Annotated in this window: 17 protein-coding genes and 1 pseudogene; 10 read left to right on the top strand and 8 right to left on the bottom strand. The window is 74.1% G+C overall.

All coding sequences use genetic code 11. The features are described 5' to 3' along the window. The 4 genes and pseudogenes from MCBG_RS12760 to rimP form a co-directional block, all read right to left on the bottom strand. Positions 1-551 (bottom strand): translation initiation factor IF-2 N-terminal domain-containing protein (locus MCBG_RS12760; protein ID WP_198033346.1); only part of this gene is annotated, 551 nt, incomplete at its 3' end. Positions 552-644: 93 nt separating this feature from the next. After that, a pseudogene (locus MCBG_RS31745) lies at positions 645-981 on the bottom strand (YlxR family protein). Positions 982-996: 15 nt separating this feature from the next. Then, complete coding sequence (gene nusA / locus MCBG_RS12765) at positions 997-2,040, bottom strand: transcription termination factor NusA (RefSeq protein ID WP_030503423.1); 1,044 nt, start codon at positions 2,038-2,040, stop codon at positions 997-999. After that, positions 2,037-2,693 (bottom strand): ribosome maturation factor RimP, encoded by a 657-nt coding sequence (rimP, locus tag MCBG_RS12770; protein ID WP_043325821.1) that lies wholly within the window; start codon positions 2,691-2,693, stop codon positions 2,037-2,039. Before rimP ends, nusA begins: the two co-directional genes overlap by 4 nt. Positions 2,694-2,956: 263 nt before the next feature. On the opposite strand from rimP, the gene MCBG_RS12775 reads away from it, so the two are divergent. From MCBG_RS12775 to MCBG_RS12810, 9 genes are all read left to right on the top strand, one after another. Next, positions 2,957-3,406, top strand: coding sequence for a hypothetical protein (locus MCBG_RS12775; protein ID WP_176722874.1), 450 nt, complete (start codon positions 2,957-2,959; stop codon positions 3,404-3,406). Further along, the gene (locus MCBG_RS12780; protein WP_043325825.1) at positions 3,403-3,846 is read left to right on the top strand and encodes a ferritin-like domain-containing protein; all 444 of its coding nucleotides are present in this window, start codon (positions 3,403-3,405) and stop codon (positions 3,844-3,846) included. The genes MCBG_RS12775 and MCBG_RS12780 overlap by 4 nt, the downstream gene beginning before the upstream one ends. Positions 3,847-3,915: 69 nt before the next feature. Continuing rightward, the gene (locus MCBG_RS12785; RefSeq protein ID WP_030503427.1) at positions 3,916-4,497 is read left to right on the top strand and encodes a PadR family transcriptional regulator; all 582 of its coding nucleotides are present in this window, start codon (positions 3,916-3,918) and stop codon (positions 4,495-4,497) included. Between the two features lie 19 nt (positions 4,498-4,516). Beyond that, a complete protein-coding gene (locus MCBG_RS12790; protein WP_043325826.1) occupies positions 4,517-5,248 on the top strand; it encodes an ABC transporter ATP-binding protein in 732 nt (243 codons plus the stop codon). Beyond that, the gene (locus tag MCBG_RS34030; protein ID WP_223201205.1) at positions 5,245-6,792 is read left to right on the top strand and encodes an FtsX-like permease family protein; all 1,548 of its coding nucleotides are present in this window, start codon (positions 5,245-5,247) and stop codon (positions 6,790-6,792) included. Before MCBG_RS12790 ends, MCBG_RS34030 begins: the two co-directional genes overlap by 4 nt. Then, positions 6,743-7,924, top strand: a complete 1,182-nt coding sequence (locus MCBG_RS34035; protein WP_223201206.1) for an FtsX-like permease family protein — start codon at positions 6,743-6,745, stop codon at positions 7,922-7,924. Before MCBG_RS34030 ends, MCBG_RS34035 begins: the two co-directional genes overlap by 50 nt. A 152-nt stretch (positions 7,925-8,076) precedes the next feature. After that, on the top strand, positions 8,077-8,544 hold the full coding sequence (locus MCBG_RS12800; RefSeq protein WP_043325828.1) for a nitroreductase family deazaflavin-dependent oxidoreductase: 468 nt from the start codon (positions 8,077-8,079) through the stop codon (positions 8,542-8,544). Between the two features lie 114 nt (positions 8,545-8,658). Beyond that, a complete protein-coding gene (locus tag MCBG_RS12805) occupies positions 8,659-9,192 on the top strand; it encodes a GNAT family N-acetyltransferase (protein WP_043330550.1) in 534 nt (177 codons plus the stop codon). Then, complete coding sequence (locus tag MCBG_RS12810; RefSeq protein ID WP_043325829.1) at positions 9,177-9,905, top strand: hypothetical protein; 729 nt, start codon at positions 9,177-9,179, stop codon at positions 9,903-9,905. Before MCBG_RS12805 ends, MCBG_RS12810 begins: the two co-directional genes overlap by 16 nt. A 13-nt stretch (positions 9,906-9,918) precedes the next feature. On the opposite strand, the gene MCBG_RS12815 is transcribed toward MCBG_RS12810, so the two are convergent. Both MCBG_RS12815 and map read right to left on the bottom strand, forming a co-directional pair. Then, complete coding sequence (locus MCBG_RS12815; RefSeq protein WP_030503432.1) at positions 9,919-10,635, bottom strand: VIT1/CCC1 transporter family protein; 717 nt, start codon at positions 10,633-10,635, stop codon at positions 9,919-9,921. Further along, positions 10,632-11,489: a type I methionyl aminopeptidase gene (gene map, locus MCBG_RS12820; RefSeq protein ID WP_043325831.1), complete on the bottom strand. Its 858-nt coding sequence runs from the start codon at positions 11,487-11,489 to the stop codon at positions 10,632-10,634. Before map ends, MCBG_RS12815 begins: the two co-directional genes overlap by 4 nt. 94 nt (positions 11,490-11,583) lie before the next feature. Between map and MCBG_RS12825 the strand changes: the two genes are divergently transcribed. Next, entirely contained in the window at positions 11,584-11,898 is a 315-nt protein-coding gene (locus MCBG_RS12825; protein WP_043325832.1) for an STAS domain-containing protein, read from the top strand. Positions 11,899-11,920: 22 nt separating this feature from the next. Here MCBG_RS12825 and MCBG_RS12830 read toward each other — a convergent pair whose 3' ends face one another. Both MCBG_RS12830 and MCBG_RS12835 read right to left on the bottom strand, forming a co-directional pair. Continuing rightward, on the bottom strand, positions 11,921-13,075 hold the full coding sequence (locus MCBG_RS12830) for an FUSC family protein (protein WP_158559958.1): 1,155 nt from the start codon (positions 13,073-13,075) through the stop codon (positions 11,921-11,923). Positions 13,076-13,222: 147 nt separating this feature from the next. Continuing rightward, on the bottom strand, positions 13,223-16,891 hold the full coding sequence (locus MCBG_RS12835; protein ID WP_043325833.1) for a SpoIIE family protein phosphatase: 3,669 nt from the start codon (positions 16,889-16,891) through the stop codon (positions 13,223-13,225). Between the last annotated feature and the right edge of the window lie 13 nt (positions 16,892-16,904).

Raw genomic sequence — 16,904 nt, forward strand, 5'->3', positions numbered from 1 at the left:
CGCGGCGGCATGGCGTTCGGGCCGGGACGCGGGCCGGGACGGGGACCGCCCTCGGCCGGAGGCTCCCGGCGTACGGTCTCGCGCTGCTGCTGGCGGGCGGCCTGCGCGGCCTTGACCGCGGCCTCCTGCTCAGCCTTCAGCGCGGCGGCACGCGCTTCGGCGGCCGCCACTTCGATGTCGTGCGCGCTCGCCGGCTTGGCGACCGGAGTCGCCGGCTGCGGCGGGCCGGGGACCGGGCCCTTGGGCTTCGGTCCAGGGGTCGGCGCAGCCGGACGCCGGGGCGGCATCGGCTTGGCCGAGACCCGGGGGGCACCCGGGGTCGGGGTGGGCGTCGGGGTCGGTGCCGGACCGCTGGGCGCGGCAGCCGGCGGGCCGGCGGGCGCCGACGAACCGGCTACGAAGGCGCTACGCAGCCGCCGGGCGACAGGCGCCTCGACGGTGCTGGACGCGGACTTCACGAACTCGCCCATTTCCTTGAGCTTGGCGAGAACGGTCTTGCTTTCGACCCCGAGCTCCTTGGCAAGCTCGTGTACGCGGGCCTTTCCTGCCACTGCACTCCTCACTCCGAGGTCGTGCGGGCAGCACCCGCAGCGACCTCACTCGTGCACTTGAAGCCTGGTCATTTCAGGGACTTCATCGTGTGCTCATGTCGGTCGTCCTACCTTGCTAGCGACCCTCGACCGGTCGGGCTTGACCGGTCGTCGGGGGTTGCGCGTCGACGTGCTCCGCAAGCGCACCGTGGTCAGGAACCCCGGTGAGGCGCAGTGCCCGCCCGAAGGCGCGACGCCGCACCGCCTGCGCGAAGCAGGCCGGATCAGGGTGCATGTTCGCTCCCCGACCCGGCAGTCTGCGGGCCGGATCGGGCCTGAGACTGATGTGACCAGCCTCGTCACCGATCGCGACAACCCGCAACAACTCGCTGGCCGGCGCCCGTTTCCGGCAGCCCACACAGGTGCGCTCCGGAATCGCGCGTCGTGCCACTGAGTAAGTCTACCCCTAGCCGCCGGAGATCGCGCCGCCCGGCTCCGGGACGTGATCAGCTCCGCCCCGGCTCTGCGGGGCCGCGGTCTCCGCGTCGGACCGGATGTCGATGCGCCAACCGGTCAGGCGGGCCGCCAGGCGGGCGTTCTGCCCTTCCCGGCCGATCGCGAGCGAGAGCTGGAAGTCCGGGACGGTCACCCGGGCGGTACGGGAGGCCAGGTCGACCACCTCGACCCGCAGCGCCTTGGCCGGCGACAACGCGTTGCCGACGAACGTCGCGGGGTCGTCCGACCAGTCGATGATGTCGATCTTCTCGCCGTGCAGCTCGCTCATCACCGCGCGGACCCGCTGCCCCATCGGGCCGATGCAGGCGCCCTTGGCGTTGACGCCGGACGCGGTCGAGCGGACCGCGATCTTCGTACGGTGACCTGCCTCACGGGCGATCGCGCCGATCTCCACGGTGCCGTCGGCGATCTCCGGCACCTCCAGCGCGAACAGCTTCTTCACCAGCGCCGGATGCGACCGGGACAGCGTGATCTGCGGCCCGCGCATGCCCTTGGCGACGTGCACGACCACGCAGCGGATCCGCTCGCCGTGCTCGTACCGCTCGCCGGGGACCTGCTCGGACTGCGGCAGGACACCCTCCAGCTTGCCCAGGTCGACGCTGACGATGCCCTTCTCCCGGCGCGTCTCGTGCGCCTGCACCACGCCGGTGACCAGGTCACCGTCGCGGCCCACGTACTCGCCGAAGTGCACCTCGTCGGTGGCCTCCCGCAGCCGCTGGAGGATCACCTGCTTGGCGGTCATGGCGGCGATCCGCCCGAAGTCGTGCGGGGTGTCGTCCCACTCCCGGGTGACGGTGCCGTCGGCGTCGAGCTCCTGCGCGAAGACCGAGGCGGCCCCGCTCTTGCGGTCGATCTCCACCCGGGCGTGCGACTCGGCGCCGTCGGTGTGCCGGTAGGCGGTCAGCAGCGCGGTCTCGATCGCCGCGAGGATCGTGTCGAACGGGATCTCCCGCTCGCGCTCCAGGGCGCGCAGCGCCGCGAGGTCGATGTTCACCTCTCCTCGTCCTCCAGATCTTCGTCGTCGTCGGTGTCTGTGTCGTCGCCGAGGTCCTCGTCGGCCAGGTCGTCCAGGCGGCTGAACTCCACCTGGACCCGGCCGGGCCCGAGTTCGGCGTACGGGTGTGCCACGGGGCCGGCGTCGGTCTCCAGCTCCACGCGCTCGTCGTCGGCGGCCGTGATCCGGCCGGTGAGCTGGCGGTCCCCGGCGTCGCCGCGGACGGTGACCTTGACCAGCCGGCCCACGTTGCGCCGCCAGTGCCGGGGCAGGGTGAGCGGGCGGTCCACGCCGGGCGAGCTGACCTCCAGCTGGTACTCGCCGGCCACGATGTCGCCGCCGGACTCCTCCGCCGCGTCCAGGGCCGCCGACACCGCGCGGGAGATGTCCGCCACGGCGTCCAGGTTGATCCCGCCGTCGGCGTCCACGATCACCCGGACCACGTGCCGCCGTCCGGCGCGGGAGACGGAAAGGTCCTCCAGGTCGTAGCCGGCCGCGGCGACGACCGGTTCGATCACCTCGCGCAGCCGGTTGCGGCGCGCGTTCAGATCGCCACGGGGTGCGCCGCTGCGCTCCGCGCCGCGGGGGCCGTCGGACCGGCGGGGCCGCCCGGCGGGCCCCGTCGGCCGGGTGGCACGGCCACGCTGCGTCATTCCGCGCACCTCTCCTGCTGTTGCCACGACCCGCGGGCCGTGTTGTCCCGGGCCGGTGCGGGCGGTCGGCCCGCCATACCGGCACGCCACCGGGGCGTCCGCGCCCGGTGGTTGCGCAGAGCGTAACGCTAACGGCCGCGGCCGGACCCGGCGGCGCACCGAGACCCTGACCCACGAGGCGGCGCGAATGGTGTTGACTCTGTCAGGTGGGGACCGGCAGAACACCATCCGACCAGGTCAGAGCGGGGCATTCCCGGCGCTGGCTGCTGCGCGCCGGAGGGCTCGTGGCGCTCGGCGGCGCGGCCGCGCCGCTGACCGGTTGTGATCTTTTCGACCGCGACCAGGAGCCACCGGCGCCTGATGCGCTGGAGCCGCTGGCCGCCGAGGCGCTGGCGCTGGAGGCCCGCTACCGGGCCGCCGCCACCGCCGCCCCGGCGCTCGCCGGACGGCTCACCCCGATCGCCGACGCGCACAAGGCGCACGCCGAGGAGCTACGCCGGGTCATCGGCCGGCCGGCTCCCTCCGGCACGCCGGCGGCCGCCGGCTCGGCGAGCGCGCCCGCGCCCGACGCCGTGCTCACCGAGCTGCGTCAGGCCGAGCAGGAGGGCCGGACCAACGCGGCGAAGGCCTGCGCCGAGGCGCCGGCCGAGCGGGCCGCGCTGCTCGGCTCGATCGCCGCCGCGCGGGCGACCCACGTGGAGGCCCTGAAGTGAACAACCCGACGACCGGCCCGGCCCAGGCCCTCGCCGACGCGCTCGCCGCCGAGTACGCGGCGATCTGGGCGTACGGGGTGATCGGCGTGCACCTCACCGGCGCGGCGCGGACGGCGGCCCGGGCCGCCGAGGCGGCGCACCGGTCCCGCCGCGACGCGCTGCTCCTGCAGCTCGCCGAGGGCTCCGGGCAGGTACCCGCGGACCGGGCCGGGTACGCGCTGCCCTATCCGGTCACCGACCGGGCGGGAGCGCTGCGGCTGGCGGTGGAGATCGAGGAGCGGACCGCCGGGCACTGGCGGGCCGCGCTCGCGCACACCAGCGGCGTGGAGCGGAACACGGCGCTCGCCGCGCTCACCGACTGCGCGCTGCGGGCCACCCGCTGGCGGCGTACGGCGGGCGTGACACCGGTCACCGTCCCGTTCCCGGGCCGCCCCGCCTGAGCGCGACGCCGGTCACCCGGCGAAGCTTCCCGGTTGCGCTGCGCATACCAGGTATGCATACTCGCGGTCATGTCCATCCGTCACGGCCTGCTCGCCCTTCTCGAACGCGGCCAGATGTACGGCTATCAGCTCCGTGCCGCGTTCGAGGAGTCCACCGGGTCGACCTGGCCGCTGAACATCGGGCAGGTCTACACCACGCTGGCCCGGCTGGAACGCGACGGACTGGTGCGCCCGCTGCCGGAGAACGAGAGCGGGCAGCGGCCGTACGAGATCACCGACGCCGGACGGGCGGACCTGGCGATGTGGTTTGCCACCCCGATCAGCCGCGCCGACCGTCCCCGCGACGAGTTGTCGATCAAGCTGGCGCTGGCGTTGACCACGCCGGGCGTCGACGTGCGCGCGGTGGTGCAGACCCAGCGCACCGCCACCATGCGCGCGCTCCAGGAGTTCACCCGGTTGAAGTACACGAGCGACAAGCCGGAGGATCTACCCTGGCGGCTGGTGCTGGACGCGATGATCTTCCAGACCGAGGCCGAGGTGCGGTGGCTCGACCACTGCGAGACCAGCCTGGTCCGGCACCGCCCGGCGCCGATCCGGGCGGTCGACCACCCCGAGGCGGTGGACCGGGCCGGCGACGAAGCCCGCCGGTGACCCGGCACGGGAGGCGCTGATGGACCCCATCGACGGGGTGCTGGAACTGCGGGACGTACGCCGTACCCACGGCGCCGGTGAGGCCGCCGTGCACGCGCTGCGCGGCGTGAGCCTGACCGTGCGGGCCGGGGAACTGGTGGCGGTGATGGGCCCCTCCGGGTCCGGCAAGTCCACGCTGCTGGCGCTCGCCGGCGGCCTGGACCGGCCCACCGGCGGCGAGGTGGTGGTCGAGGGCGAGGCGCTGGTCGGGCTGTCCGCCCGGGAGCTGGCCCGGCTGCGCCGCCGCCGGATCGGGTACGTCTTCCAGGATCTGAACCTGCTCGGCAGCCTGACCGCGGTGGAGAACGTGGCGCTCCCCCTGGAACTGGACGGCGCCGGCGTACGGGCGGCCCGCCAGTCGGCCCTCGACGCGCTGCGCGAGGTCGACCTGGAGGACCTGGCCGACCGCTTCCCGGACCAGATGTCCGGCGGACAGCAGCAGCGGGTGGCGATCGCCCGGGCCCTCGTCGGCGAACGCCGCCTGGTCCTCGCCGACGAGCCGACCGGCGCGCTGGACTCGCAGACCGGTGAGGCGGTGCTGCACCTGCTTCGCCGCCGGGTGGACGCCGGGGCGGCCGGGGTGCTTGTCACCCACGAGGCCCGGCACGCGGGCTGGGCGGACCGGGTGGTCTTCCTGCGCGACGGGGTGATGGTCGACTCGACCGCCCCGCTGATCGGCGTCGACCACCTGCTCAGCGGCAGCATCCGGTGACCGGCGGCCGCCTCGCCGCCGTACGCGGATCGTGGCGGACCGCGCTGCGGATCGCCCGCCGGGAGGCCCGGCGGTCCCGGCGGCGCACGCTGCTGGTGCTGGTGATGATCGCGCTGCCGGTGCTCGGCCTCAGCTTCGCCGCGGTCAGCTACGACATGGGCGACCTGACCCGCGCCGAGCGGATCGAACGCCAGCTCGGCGGCGCCGACGTCGCGCTGCGCTGGGAAAGCCTGACGGCGGTGAGGCAGGACGCCTGGGGCGAGTCGGCCTGGCCGGTCGAGGGCGAATGGGTCGGCCGGACCCGTCCGGCGACCGCCGAGGAGGTGCGCGCGCTGCTGCCCGAGGGCAGCCGGGTCGCCCGCACGCGCTGGTGGATGACGTTCTCGACCCGGATCGGCCGGCACGTCGAGTCGCTCGACGCGCGCGCCCTGGACCTGACCGACCCGCTCACCCGGCCGCTGGCCCGGGTCCTCGACGGCCGGCCGCCGGTGCGCCCGGACGAGATCGCGGTCAGCCCCGCGGCGCTGCGCCGGCTCGACACCCGCATCGGCAACCCGGTACGCACCATCGACGGCGCCACGTACCGGGTGGTCGGGGTGGTGGAGTACCCGGACAACCTCCGGGAGGTGATCACGCTGGCCGCTGTGACCCCGGAGACCGCGGCCGGCAGCGACACCTGGCTGGTGGACCTGCCCGGCCCGCTCGACCCGGGGCTCGCCGACCGGCTGAACGCGCAGGGCATCCAGATCGTCGTCCGCGACCCGCTGCCCGGGCGGGAGGAGCTCACCCGCGGTATGCGCGTGCCGGACGCCGACGAGGCCGGCGTCGTCGGCGTGGTCGGCGGGCTGGGCCTGCTGGAGGTGGTGCTGCTGGTCGGCCCGGCCTTCGCGGTGAGCGTCCGCCGTCGGCGGCGCGACCTCGCGCTCGTCGCGGTGGCCGGTGGCGACGCCTCCCACCTGCGCCGGATCGTGCTCGCCGACGGGGTGGTGCTCGGCGCCGGCGGGGCCGCCCTCGGGCTGCTGCTCGGCATCGGCGCCGCGTTCGCCGGCCGGCCGCTCGTCGAGCAGTACCTGCTCGGGGAGCGCCTCGGGGCGTACCGGATCTTCCCGGCCGCGCTGGTGGCGATCGCCGCGACGGCGGTGCTGGCCGGGGTGCTGGCGGCGATGGCGCCGGCCTGGACGGCGGCCCGGCAGGACGTGACGACCGGCCTGGCCGGCCGGCGCGACGGGTCCCGGCCCCGCCGCCGCTGGCTGCTGATCGGGGTGGCGCTCACCGTCGCCGGGACCGCGATCGCCGCGTTCGCCGCCGGCCGCACCTCGCAGACCGGCGTGCTGGCCGGTGTCGCCCTGGGCGAGCTGGGGCTGGTGTTCTGCACCCCGACGCTCGTGGGCGTGCTGGGCCGGGCCGGCCGGCTGCTGCCGCTCACCCCCCCGGCTCGCGTTGCGCGACGCCAGCCGCAACCGGTCGTCGGCCGCGCCGGCCATCTCGGCGGTGATGGCCGCCGTCGCCGGAAGCGTCGCGCTCGGCGTCTACGTGGCGAGTGACGAGACCCGCTCCCGGGAACTCTGGCAGCCCGGCCTGCCGCCGGGCAACGTGCTGCTCACCCACTCCGGCGAGATCCCGACGGGCCCGCCGTCGGCCGAGGCCGTCGCCGCCCGGGCCCGCACGGTCCTGCCCGACGCCACAGTGGTGTCGGTTGCGACCCCCGGGTGCGCCGGCGACGTCCGGGACAAGAACGACTGCGCGGCGTACGCGCTCGTTCCGCCCGAGCAGCGCTGCCCGTACACCTCCTCCGACCCGGTCCCCGACTCGGCCCGGCGCGATCCGCGCTGCGTGAGCCCCTTCCAGGAGCCGGTCGACGTCTACCTGCCGGCGCTCGTGGACGACGGCGCCGCGCTGGCCGCGCTCACCGGCGCGCCCGCCGACGAGCTGGCCGCCGCGCGCCGGACGCTCGCCACCGGCGGCGTGGTGGTCACCGACGCCCGGCGGGTGGTGGACGGGCAGGTACGGGTGGAGGTCAACTACAACTCCGGCGGCCCGCCCACCGGGCGTCTCCTGCCCGCGTACGCGCTGCGCGGCGGTCTCAGCGTCGACCGGCTGGTGCTCTCCCCCGCCGCCGCGGACGCGCTCGGCCTGTCCGCCGTACCGCTTGGCTACCTGCTGGACACCGCCGGCTCGCCCACCGATCGGCAGATGGAGATGCTGACCGACGAGCTGTACGACATCGGGCCCATGTCGGCGCAGGTGGCGACCGCCGACCCGCCGTCGGACCAGCGCCCGATGCTGCTCCTGCTGGCGGTGGCCTCGGGGGTGATCACGCTGGGCTCCGCCGCTGTCGCCACCGGCCTCGCCGCGGCCGAGGGCCGCCGGGACCTGTCCACGCTCGCGGCGGTGGGCGCCGATCCCCGGGTACGCCGCCTGCTGTCGCTCTGCCAGGCCGGGGTCATCGCGGTGCTCGGCTCCGCGCTGGGCATCGTCGCCGGGCTCGGCTCCGCCGTGGTCGTCCTGGCCGCGCTCAACCAGCGGTACGCGGACTCCTGGCCGGTGCAGCCGCCGTACCCGGTGACGGTGCCCGGCGTGACACTCGCCGCGCTGGTCGTGGTGCCGCTGGTGGCGATGGGCGGCGCGGCGCTGTTCACCAGGTCCCGCCTGCCGATCGAACGCCGGCTCGACTGAGCCGGCCACCCATGCATGATCACACCATTTCGCCGGAGTGGCGGCATCGCGGCGGGGTGGATGCCACCACTTCGGGGAAATGGAGTCGACCTTGGGGCGGACTGACCGTCCGAGGGGGTGACGGGGCGCGGTGCGGGCGGCACACTTGTCGGATGTCAGCCCTGGGAACCCTCACCCGCCGTCTCGGTCACCAGCGTTGGTTCGGCGCCACCATGCGCCTGCTCGTCCCGGCCGACCGGCTGGTCGGTCGGATGACGAAGGGCCGAGTGGTCGCCTTCGGGCTCGTGCCCACGCTGGTGCTCACCTCCACCGGCCGCCGCTCCGGCAAGCCCCGCAGCAACCCCCTGGTGTACGTCCCCGACGGCGACGCCTACGTGGTGATCGGCTCGAACTGGGGGCAGCAGCACCAGCCGTCCTGGACGTTCAACCTGATGGCTAATCCGGCCGCCGAGGTGGACGTCAAGGGCCGCCGGATCCCGGTCACCGCCGAGCAGGTCACCGGCGAGGAACGGGAACGGCTGTTCCAGCGGCTGGTGCAGGAGTGGCCCGCGTACCGCACGTACGTCGAGCGGGCCGGTAACCGCGAGATCCGCGTCTTCCGCCTGGTCCCGAACGCCTGAGCGACGGCTCACCGTGGCCGGAACCGCAGCGAGCAGCACGGCGACGATGGACGGGGTCCAGCGGTGACGCCTCCGCCGTCCGTCACCTTCGACCGATGCCGTCCGGACGAGCTGATGTCTGTCGTCGACGTTCTCGCCGACCTGTACGCGCTGGTCTACGCCGAGCCGCCCTACCTCGAAGGTCCGGCACAGGTCGCCCGGTTCCGAACCGGGCTGCCCGACGAGGCGGCACGGCCCGGATTCCGCCTCGTCCTGGCGAGAGAGGGCGAAGAACTGATCGGAGCGGCGTACGGGTGGACCATGGCGGCCGGCACCTGGTGGTCGCGGGCGAAGGAGGAACCCCCGGCCGAGGTGCGGGAGCGCGACAAGTTCGCCGTACTGGAATGGATCGTCCATCCGCGGCATCGGTCTCACGGCATCGGCGCGGAGTTGATGCGTCGGCTCCTTCAAGGGCGCCCGGAGAGCTGGGCGACCCTTGCCTCCGATCCGCGCAGCCTGGCGAACGGTATCTACCGGCGTAACGGCTGGCGGGTTGCCGGGCACTCCGAGCTGCCATGGGGTCCTTCGATGGAACTGCTGGTCCGCGATCTGGCTAGGGTTGCCGCAGGCGAGCGCTCGGACGGAGGTGGACCGTGGCTGTCGACGTGAACGCCGAGCGGCGTCTGGACGACCCGCGGTGGCAGGTGGCCGAGCGCGTCGGTGACGCCGTCCTGCGGCGGTTCCCGGCCGACGTGCTGGCGGTCGCCGTACACGGTCCGCTCGCGCACGGCGACGACGACGGCGGCGGGGACCGCGAGGTCGGGTTGCTGGTCGTCACCTACCGGCCCGGCGCCGGGCCGCCGCCGGCCACACGCCGGGTGGACGGGGTGCTCGTCGGCCTGACAGTGGCCGGGGCGGACGACTACCTGCGCCGGGCGACGACGATCACGTCCCGGTGGCCGCTGGCCGCTGATCGGTACGTCACCACCCGCGCCCTGCACGACCCGACCGGCTGGCTGCCGAAGCTGCGCGACGAGCACCTGGCGCGGCTGGCGCGGGCCCGGCCGGCGGAGTTCACCGGCGCCGCGCGGCAGGCGTGGTACCGGGGCAGCGCGGCGCACGCCCGGGCGTTGCGGCTGGCCGAGTGGTACGAGACGGACCAGGCGCTGCTCATGCTCGGCGAGGCGCGGCTGGCCGCGGCGACGGTGCAGGGGCTGTTCAGCCGCACCTACTTCCGCGACCCCGGGGACGCGGTGCGGCGTACCGGGCTGGCCGGCGCGGACATGACCGAGGTGGGCGCGGCGCTGACCCGCCAGGCCGAGGAGCTGGCCGCCCGGGGCCGGCCGGTCGACGGCACGATCGACGACCTGTTGTCCGGCTGAGGACGGCCCAGCCTCAGCCGATGCCGCCGCCGACGCCGATCAGCGCGCCGATCAGGTAGGTGGCGCCGGCCGCCAGCGCGCCGAGCAGCAGCTGCCGCAGACCGGCACGCCACCAGGCACGGTTGGTGAACCGGGCCACGATCGCACCCGCGACGAAGAGGCCGACGCCGCCGACGGCGAGCGCCAGCCAGAGGCTGGTGAAACCGAGCAGGTACGGCAGCAGCGGCACCAGCGCGCCGATCGAGAAGCAGACGAACGACGAGATCGCGGCGGCCCACGGGCTCGGCTGGTCGTCGGGGTCGACGCCCAGCTCCTCCCGCACGTGCACCCGCAGCGCCTCCTCCGGGTTGGCGCGTACCGCCTCGGCGACCTGCGTCGCCAGCTCGCGGGGCAGTCCACGGGCGACCCAGGCGTCGGCCAGCTCCCGGGCCTCGGCCTCCGGGTGGCGTTCCAGCTCGCGCCGCTCCTTGGCCACCTCGGCGGCGACCTGCTCGTTCGCGGACCGGACGCTCGTGTACTCGCCGAGACCCATCGAGATGGCGCCCGCCACCAGGCCGGCCGCGCCGGTGAGCACCACGTTGCGCGGGGACACCCCGCCGCCGCCCACACCGGCGATCAGCGCGATGTTGGTGACCAGTCCGTCCATCGCGCCGAAGACGGCCGGCCGCAGCCAGCCGCCGGAGACGTCCGCGTGGTGCGCCTCGCGCAGCGCCGCCGGGGTGTCGGTCACGGCAGCGTCAGGATCTCGTAGCCGTCGTCGGTGACGACGATGGTGTGTTCGAACTGGGCCGTCCACCGGCGGTCCTTGGTGACCACGGTCCAGCCGTCGTCCCACATGTCGTACTGGTAGGTGCCGAGCGTGATCATCGGCTCGACGGTGAACGTCATGCCGGGCTCCATCACGTCGGTGGGGCGCGGGCTGTCGTAGTGCGGCACGTAGAGGCCACTGTGGAACGCCTCGCCGATGCCGTGCCCGGTGAAGTCGCGGACCACGCCGTAGCCGAAACGCTTCGCGTACGACTCGATCACCCGGCCGATGACGTTGATCTGCCGGCCCGGCGCGATGGCCTTGATGCCGCGCATCATCGCCGTGTGGGTCCGCTCGACAAGCAGGCGGGCCTCCTCGCTCACCTCGCCCACGCAGAACGTGGCGTCGGTGTCGCCGTGCACGCCGTTCAGGTACGCGGTGACGTCGACGTTGATGATGTCGCCGTCCTGGAGCACCGTCGAGTCGGGGATGCCGTGGCAGATCACCTCGTTGAGGCTGGTGCAGCACGACTTCGGGAAACCCCGGTAGCCGAGCGTCGACGGGTAGGCGCCGTGGTCGCAGAGGAACTCGTGCACCACCCTGTCGATCTCGTCGGTGGTCACCCCCGGCTTGCAGTGCTCACCGGCGAGCTGGGTGGCCTGCGCGGCGAGACGCCCGGCCACGCGCATCTTCTCGATGGTCTCCGGCGTCTGCACGTGCGAGCCGCGCCACTCCTGCGGGCGCTTCTTACCCACGTACTCCGGGCGCGGGATGTGGGCGGGAACCGCTCGCCACGGGGAGAGCGTGCCGGGGGTCAGCGGCGCACGGACGGTCATGGCCCAAGCCTATCGCCGGGGGTGGTGTGCCCCCCGCCACAGCCCGGCCGGGCAGGTTGTTGCCGTACCGCAAACGCTGTGCCATTGTTGCTCCGTGGATCAAGGGGGCGCGGCGCCCGTCTTCTCCGTGACGGCGCAGGTCGACGGCGACCAAGTGCGCGTCCAGGTGACCGGCGAGGTCGACATGGCGACCGCCGACACCATGTTCCAGACCGCGCTCCGCGAGCCTGCCAAGCAGCTCACGCTCGACCTGCGGGCGGTGACCTTCTTCGACTCGGCCGCCATCCACGCGGTGGTCCGGCTCGCCCAGCGGTTCCCGAACGCACTCACCGTGCTGCCGTCCCCGCAGGTCCGGCGCGTGCTGGACATCTCCGGCCTGGGCGACCAGGACTGGCTCTCCCCCACCTGACCGACTCGGGTGCCCTTCGGGTCTAGAAGGCGTCTCCCATCGCCGGCGGCAGGGGCAGGTCCGGTCTCGGCTGCCCCTGATCCGACGCGGGGTGCCGCTTTCCCGACTCCCCGGCGGTGTCCGGGGCGAGATCACGACGCAGCGACTCGGCGTCGCGCTTGCGCACCCCGCTCGCCCGGATCGTGTTCACCGCGATGATGGTGAGTTCGTTCGCCACGTTGATGCCGCTGACGCGCGGTCCGCTGCGCAACGCCTCCTGAACCAGGCGGAGGGCCGACATCGCGGCCCGCTGGGAACGGGAGGGCCGGCTGGCGGACGGGGACCAGCCCGTACCGACGGTGCGCGCGGCCTCGGCCAGGCACCGCGCGGCCTCGGCGAGCGACCGCGGAACGGGCTCGTCGTCACGGATCGCGCGTTCGAGGTTGAGCGCGACGTCGCGGCTGTGCAGCAGGGAGCGGATCATGAGGATGGCGCCGTGCCGCCATCCCTGCAACGCGCTCTGGTTGTGCCACCGCAGCGGCGAGATGCGGACGACCTCGTCAGCGCCCGACATTGCGGCCTCCACCTCCGAGGTGTCGAGCCGGCGCAGCCTGTCGAGACCCTGACGGGCCAGCTCGGCGTCCCGGGCCAGGGCCGCGTCGGCGAGGCGGTCCAGCTCGGCGGCCATCTGGTCGAGCAGTGGCCGGCCGGCCCGCCGGATCCGGTGGATCGGGTGCAGGGGCAGCACCACGACCGCGATCAGGATGCCGACCACTCCACCGACGACGCCGTCGAGGAAGCGGGGCAGCGCGATGTCGGTCCGGGCCGGGAAGAGCACGGCGATCACCAACGCGCTGCCGCCGACCTGGGTGACGAACGCGCCCTCGTCGCTGAGCAGGACGGCGACGAGGATCGCGGCGGCGACGATGACGCCGATCTGTACGTATCCCTGCCCGACCCAGGAGACCAGCAGGTCGCCCAGCGCGATGCCCACCGCCACGCCGGCGATGAGCAGCAGCGTACGGCGGAAGCGCTGACTCACCGAACTGGCGATGGTGCCGACCGCGACGGCGGGCGCGAACAGCGGTTGCGGGTTGTGGATCAGATCCTTCGCGACCCACCACGCGACTGCGGCGGCCACCCCGCACTGCACCGCCACGAGCAGGCTCAACCGCACCCGCCGCAGTCGCTCTCCCACGGTCGCCCGGCCGGTGCGGCGAATCGCCGTCCACGCCGCGCCAACCGGGTCGTTCCCGCTGTCCCGCGAAAGACGGAACGGCTCACGCCCCATGAGGCGATCCTAGGGACTTCGCCGCATTTGATCCGCTTTACTCGGCAACGGCCCTCAGTCCCGGTCGGCCAGCCGGCGGCGCAGCGTCAGCTCGGTGCCCTCCTCGGTACGGGTCACGTTCATCTCCCCCAGCGCCTGGATCAGCGCCAGCCCGCGCCCCCGGAAGCTCGACCCGCTCGACTCCCGCCAGCGCCCGGTGTCCCGGACGGTCGCGGTGACCGTACGGTCGGCGATCGTCACCTCGACCTCGATCGTCGGGTCCACCGGGTCGACCGGGTGCTCGATCGCGTTCGCCGCCGCCTCGGAGACCGCCACGGTCAGGTCGAACAGGTCGGTCTCGCCGACCTGGTGGGCGACGAGGAAGTCCTCCAGCCGCTTGCGCAGCACGCTGAGCCGGGTCGGGTCGGCGGGCAGACGCAGCGCGAAGCGGTTCAACTCGGCCGCCTCCAGCGCGAGGACGGCCACGTCGTCGTGCCGGGACCGCCCGGCCACCCGCGCCATGACGGCGTCGACCAGGTCCGCCACGTGCTCGGCGCGGGCCGTCGCGTCCGACCGCAACTGGCCCAGCCCGGCGTCGATGCCCGCGGACCGGTCCTCGATCAGGCCGTCGGTGTAGAGCAGTAGCCGGTTGCCCGGGGCGAGTTCGCCTTCGGCGGCCGGGTAGACGGTGCCGGGGATCGCCCCGATCGGCGGTCCGAGGGCCCGATCGTGCAGGAACGCCACGTCGTCTCCTCGGATCAGCAGGGGTGAGGGATGGCCGGCGCTGGCGTACCGGATCCGGCCGGTGCGCGGGGAGAAGCCGAGGCAGACGACGGTGGCGAAGGAGCCGCTGCCGGCGGAGTGGACCAGCCGGTTGAGGCGGGTCAGCGCCTCGCCCGGGTCGTAGCCCTCCAGGACGTACGCCCGCAGCGCGTTGCGGAGCTGGCCCATCGCCGCGGCGGCCCGCACGCCCTTGCCCACCACGTCACCGATGACCAGCACCAGGTCGTCGTCGGCGGTGGCCATCACGTCGTACCAGTCGCCGCCGACCTCCACGTCGGCGCTGCCGGGCAGGTAGCGGCTGGCGACCACCGCGCCGGGCAGCTGCGGCAGCGTACGCGGCAGCAGGCTGTGCTGGAGCGTGGTGGCGATGTGGTGTTCGGCCTCGTAGAGCTGGGCGTTCTCCAGCCGGACGCCGACCAGCCGGGCCAGTTCGGTCAGCGCCGCCTGCTCGGTGCCGCCGCCCTCGCGCCGCCACACCCGCAGCTCACCGAGCTGCTCGCCGGACGTGCCGGTGAGCGGCAGCACCACTGTCGGGTCGGCGGGCAGGTCGCCGCCGGCGTCCTCCTCGTGACGGGCCCCGGTGGTGGTGACGCGGACCCGTCCGGCCTCGGCCAGGCGCAGCGCGTGCCGGGCGGCCACCCGCACCACCTCGGCTGTCGACCGGGCGGTGTTGATCTCCACGGCGGCGTCGGCGAGCGCCCGGAGCCGGCGGATGATCTGCCCACGCAACTGGCCCAGCTCGACGTTGGCCCGGACCCGGGCCACCAGTTCCTGGCTGGAGAAGGGCTTGGTCAGGTAGTCGTCGGCGCCCGCGGACAGGCCGGCGACCTCCTCGGCGGCGCCGGCCCGGGCGGAGAGCAGCACGATCGGCACGTACCGGGTGGCCGGTTTGGCGCGCAGCGCGGCGACCAGCCCGAAGCCGTCCAGCCGGGGCATCATCACGTCCGTCAGCACCAGGTCGAACGGGGTCTCGACGGCCAGCCGCAGCGCCTCCGCGCCGTCCGGCACGGCGACCACCTCGTACGCCGGGGAGAGCAGCCGGACGACGTGCTCGCGCAGGTCGGCGTTGTCGTCGGCGAACAGGATCCGGCCCGCGCCGCCCGGGGTGCCGTTCGGCTCGGGCAACCCGACGGGCCGGGCCACCTCGTCGGTCCAGAGCGCCGTCTCGGCGACGTAGAGGCGGGCCTGCTCCGGCTCGGTCAGCGGCACCGGCGAGAGGGCGGACACCCGGTCGGCGGGCAGGTGCGCGTACCCGAACGGCATGGTCACGGTGAACGTGGTGCCCCGGTCGACGACGCTGTGCGCGGTGACGGTGCCGCCGTGCATCTCGACCAGCTCGCGGACCAGGGCCAGGCCGATGCCGGTGCCCTCGTGGGTACGCGAGCGGGCGCCGGCGACCCGGTGGAACCGCTCGAAGACCTGCGGCAGCTCCTCCGGCGCGATGCCGACGCCGGTGTCGGTCACCTCCAGGACGGCGGCCCGGTCGGTCGCGCGTACCCGGACCCGGATCTCGCCGTCGAAGGTGAACTTGACCGCGTTCGACACCAGGTTGAGGACGATCTTCTCCCACATGTCCCGGTCGACGTAGACCGGCGCGGGCAGCGGCGGGCAGTCCACCACCAGGCGCAGCCCGGCCCGCTCGGTGGCCGACCGGAACGTGCTGGCCAGCCGGGAGGTGAAGTCGGACAGGTCGGTGGGCTGGTAGCGGGCGGCCAGCCGGCCGGACTCCAGCCGGGAGAAGTCGAGCACCGTGTTGACCAGCTTGAGCAGGCGCAACCCGTTGCGGTGCATGACGGTGAGCCGGTCGAGGTAGCGATCCGGCAGTTCCCGGTCGGCGAGCATCTCCTCCAGCGGCCCGAGGACCAGCGTGAGCGGGGTGCGGAACTCGTGGCTGACGTTGGCGAAGAAGTTGGTCTTGGCGCGGTCGAGCGCGGCCAGCTCGGCGGCGCGGGCGCGTTCCTGCTCGTACGCCCGCTGCTTGCCCACCGCCCGGCTGACCTGCGCGGCGACCAGGCCGACGAAGTCGCGGTAGTCGTCACTGAACGGCAGCCGGCGGGACACGCCGAGCAGCAGCACCCCGGCCGCCTCGTTCGTCGCGGTCAGCGGCAGCAGGAGCGCCTGGCCGGCGGCGTCCGGCGGCACCGCGCCGGGCAGCTCGGCGGTGGCGATCCAACGCGGCTCGGTGAGCGGCTCGCCGTCGGACACTCCGGGCGGCGGACCGGCGACAACGGCGGGGTCCACGCCCGAACAACCGCCCGCCACGAGATCGCCACGCTCGTCGGGGAACCACAGCGCACTGAACGGCACGTCGGCTCGGTGGGCGTCGAGCACCCGGGTGACCGCCCGGCCCAGTTCCCGCATGTCCGGCACTTCGCCCAGCTCGTTGCCCAGCTCGGCCAGGGCCCGCAGCCGGCGCTCGCCGAGCACCCGCCCGGTGGTCTCGTTGACGAAGCAGAAGATCCCGCTGACGGTGCCGTCGACGTCGCGGATCGGGTCGTACGAGACGTCGAAGTAGACGTCCTCCAGGAAGCCGTGCCGGTTCAGCACGAAGGGATGGTTCTCACCCCGGTAGGGCACGCCCGTGCGGCGCACCCCGTCCAGCAGCGGGCCGAGCACGTCCCAGGTCTCGGCCCAGTGCCGGTGCGCGGCCTGCCCGATCACGGCGGGGTGCTTGTCGCCGATGGTCGGCCGGTAGGCGTCGTTGTAGAAGGCCAGGTGCTGCTCGCCCCAGAACACCACCATCTGGGCGCGGGACGACAGCATGGTGCTCATCGCGTGGGAGAGCGCGGCGGGCCAGCGGTCCGGGCTGCCGAGCGGGGTGGCGGCCCAGTCGAAGGCGCCCAGCCGCTCGCCCATCTCTCCGCCGGCCGCGAACGCCGCGGCGAGCAGCGGCGACAGTGACGCCTCGCCGGCCGCCGGGGACGAACGACTGTCGTCCCCGCCCCCCTGGGCCGAGCCCATGCAGCCTCCCGCT

This window comes from Micromonospora sp. M42, from assembly GCF_000568915.1.
GTDB classification, from domain to species: Bacteria; Actinomycetota; Actinomycetes; order Mycobacteriales; family Micromonosporaceae; genus Micromonospora; species Micromonospora chalcea.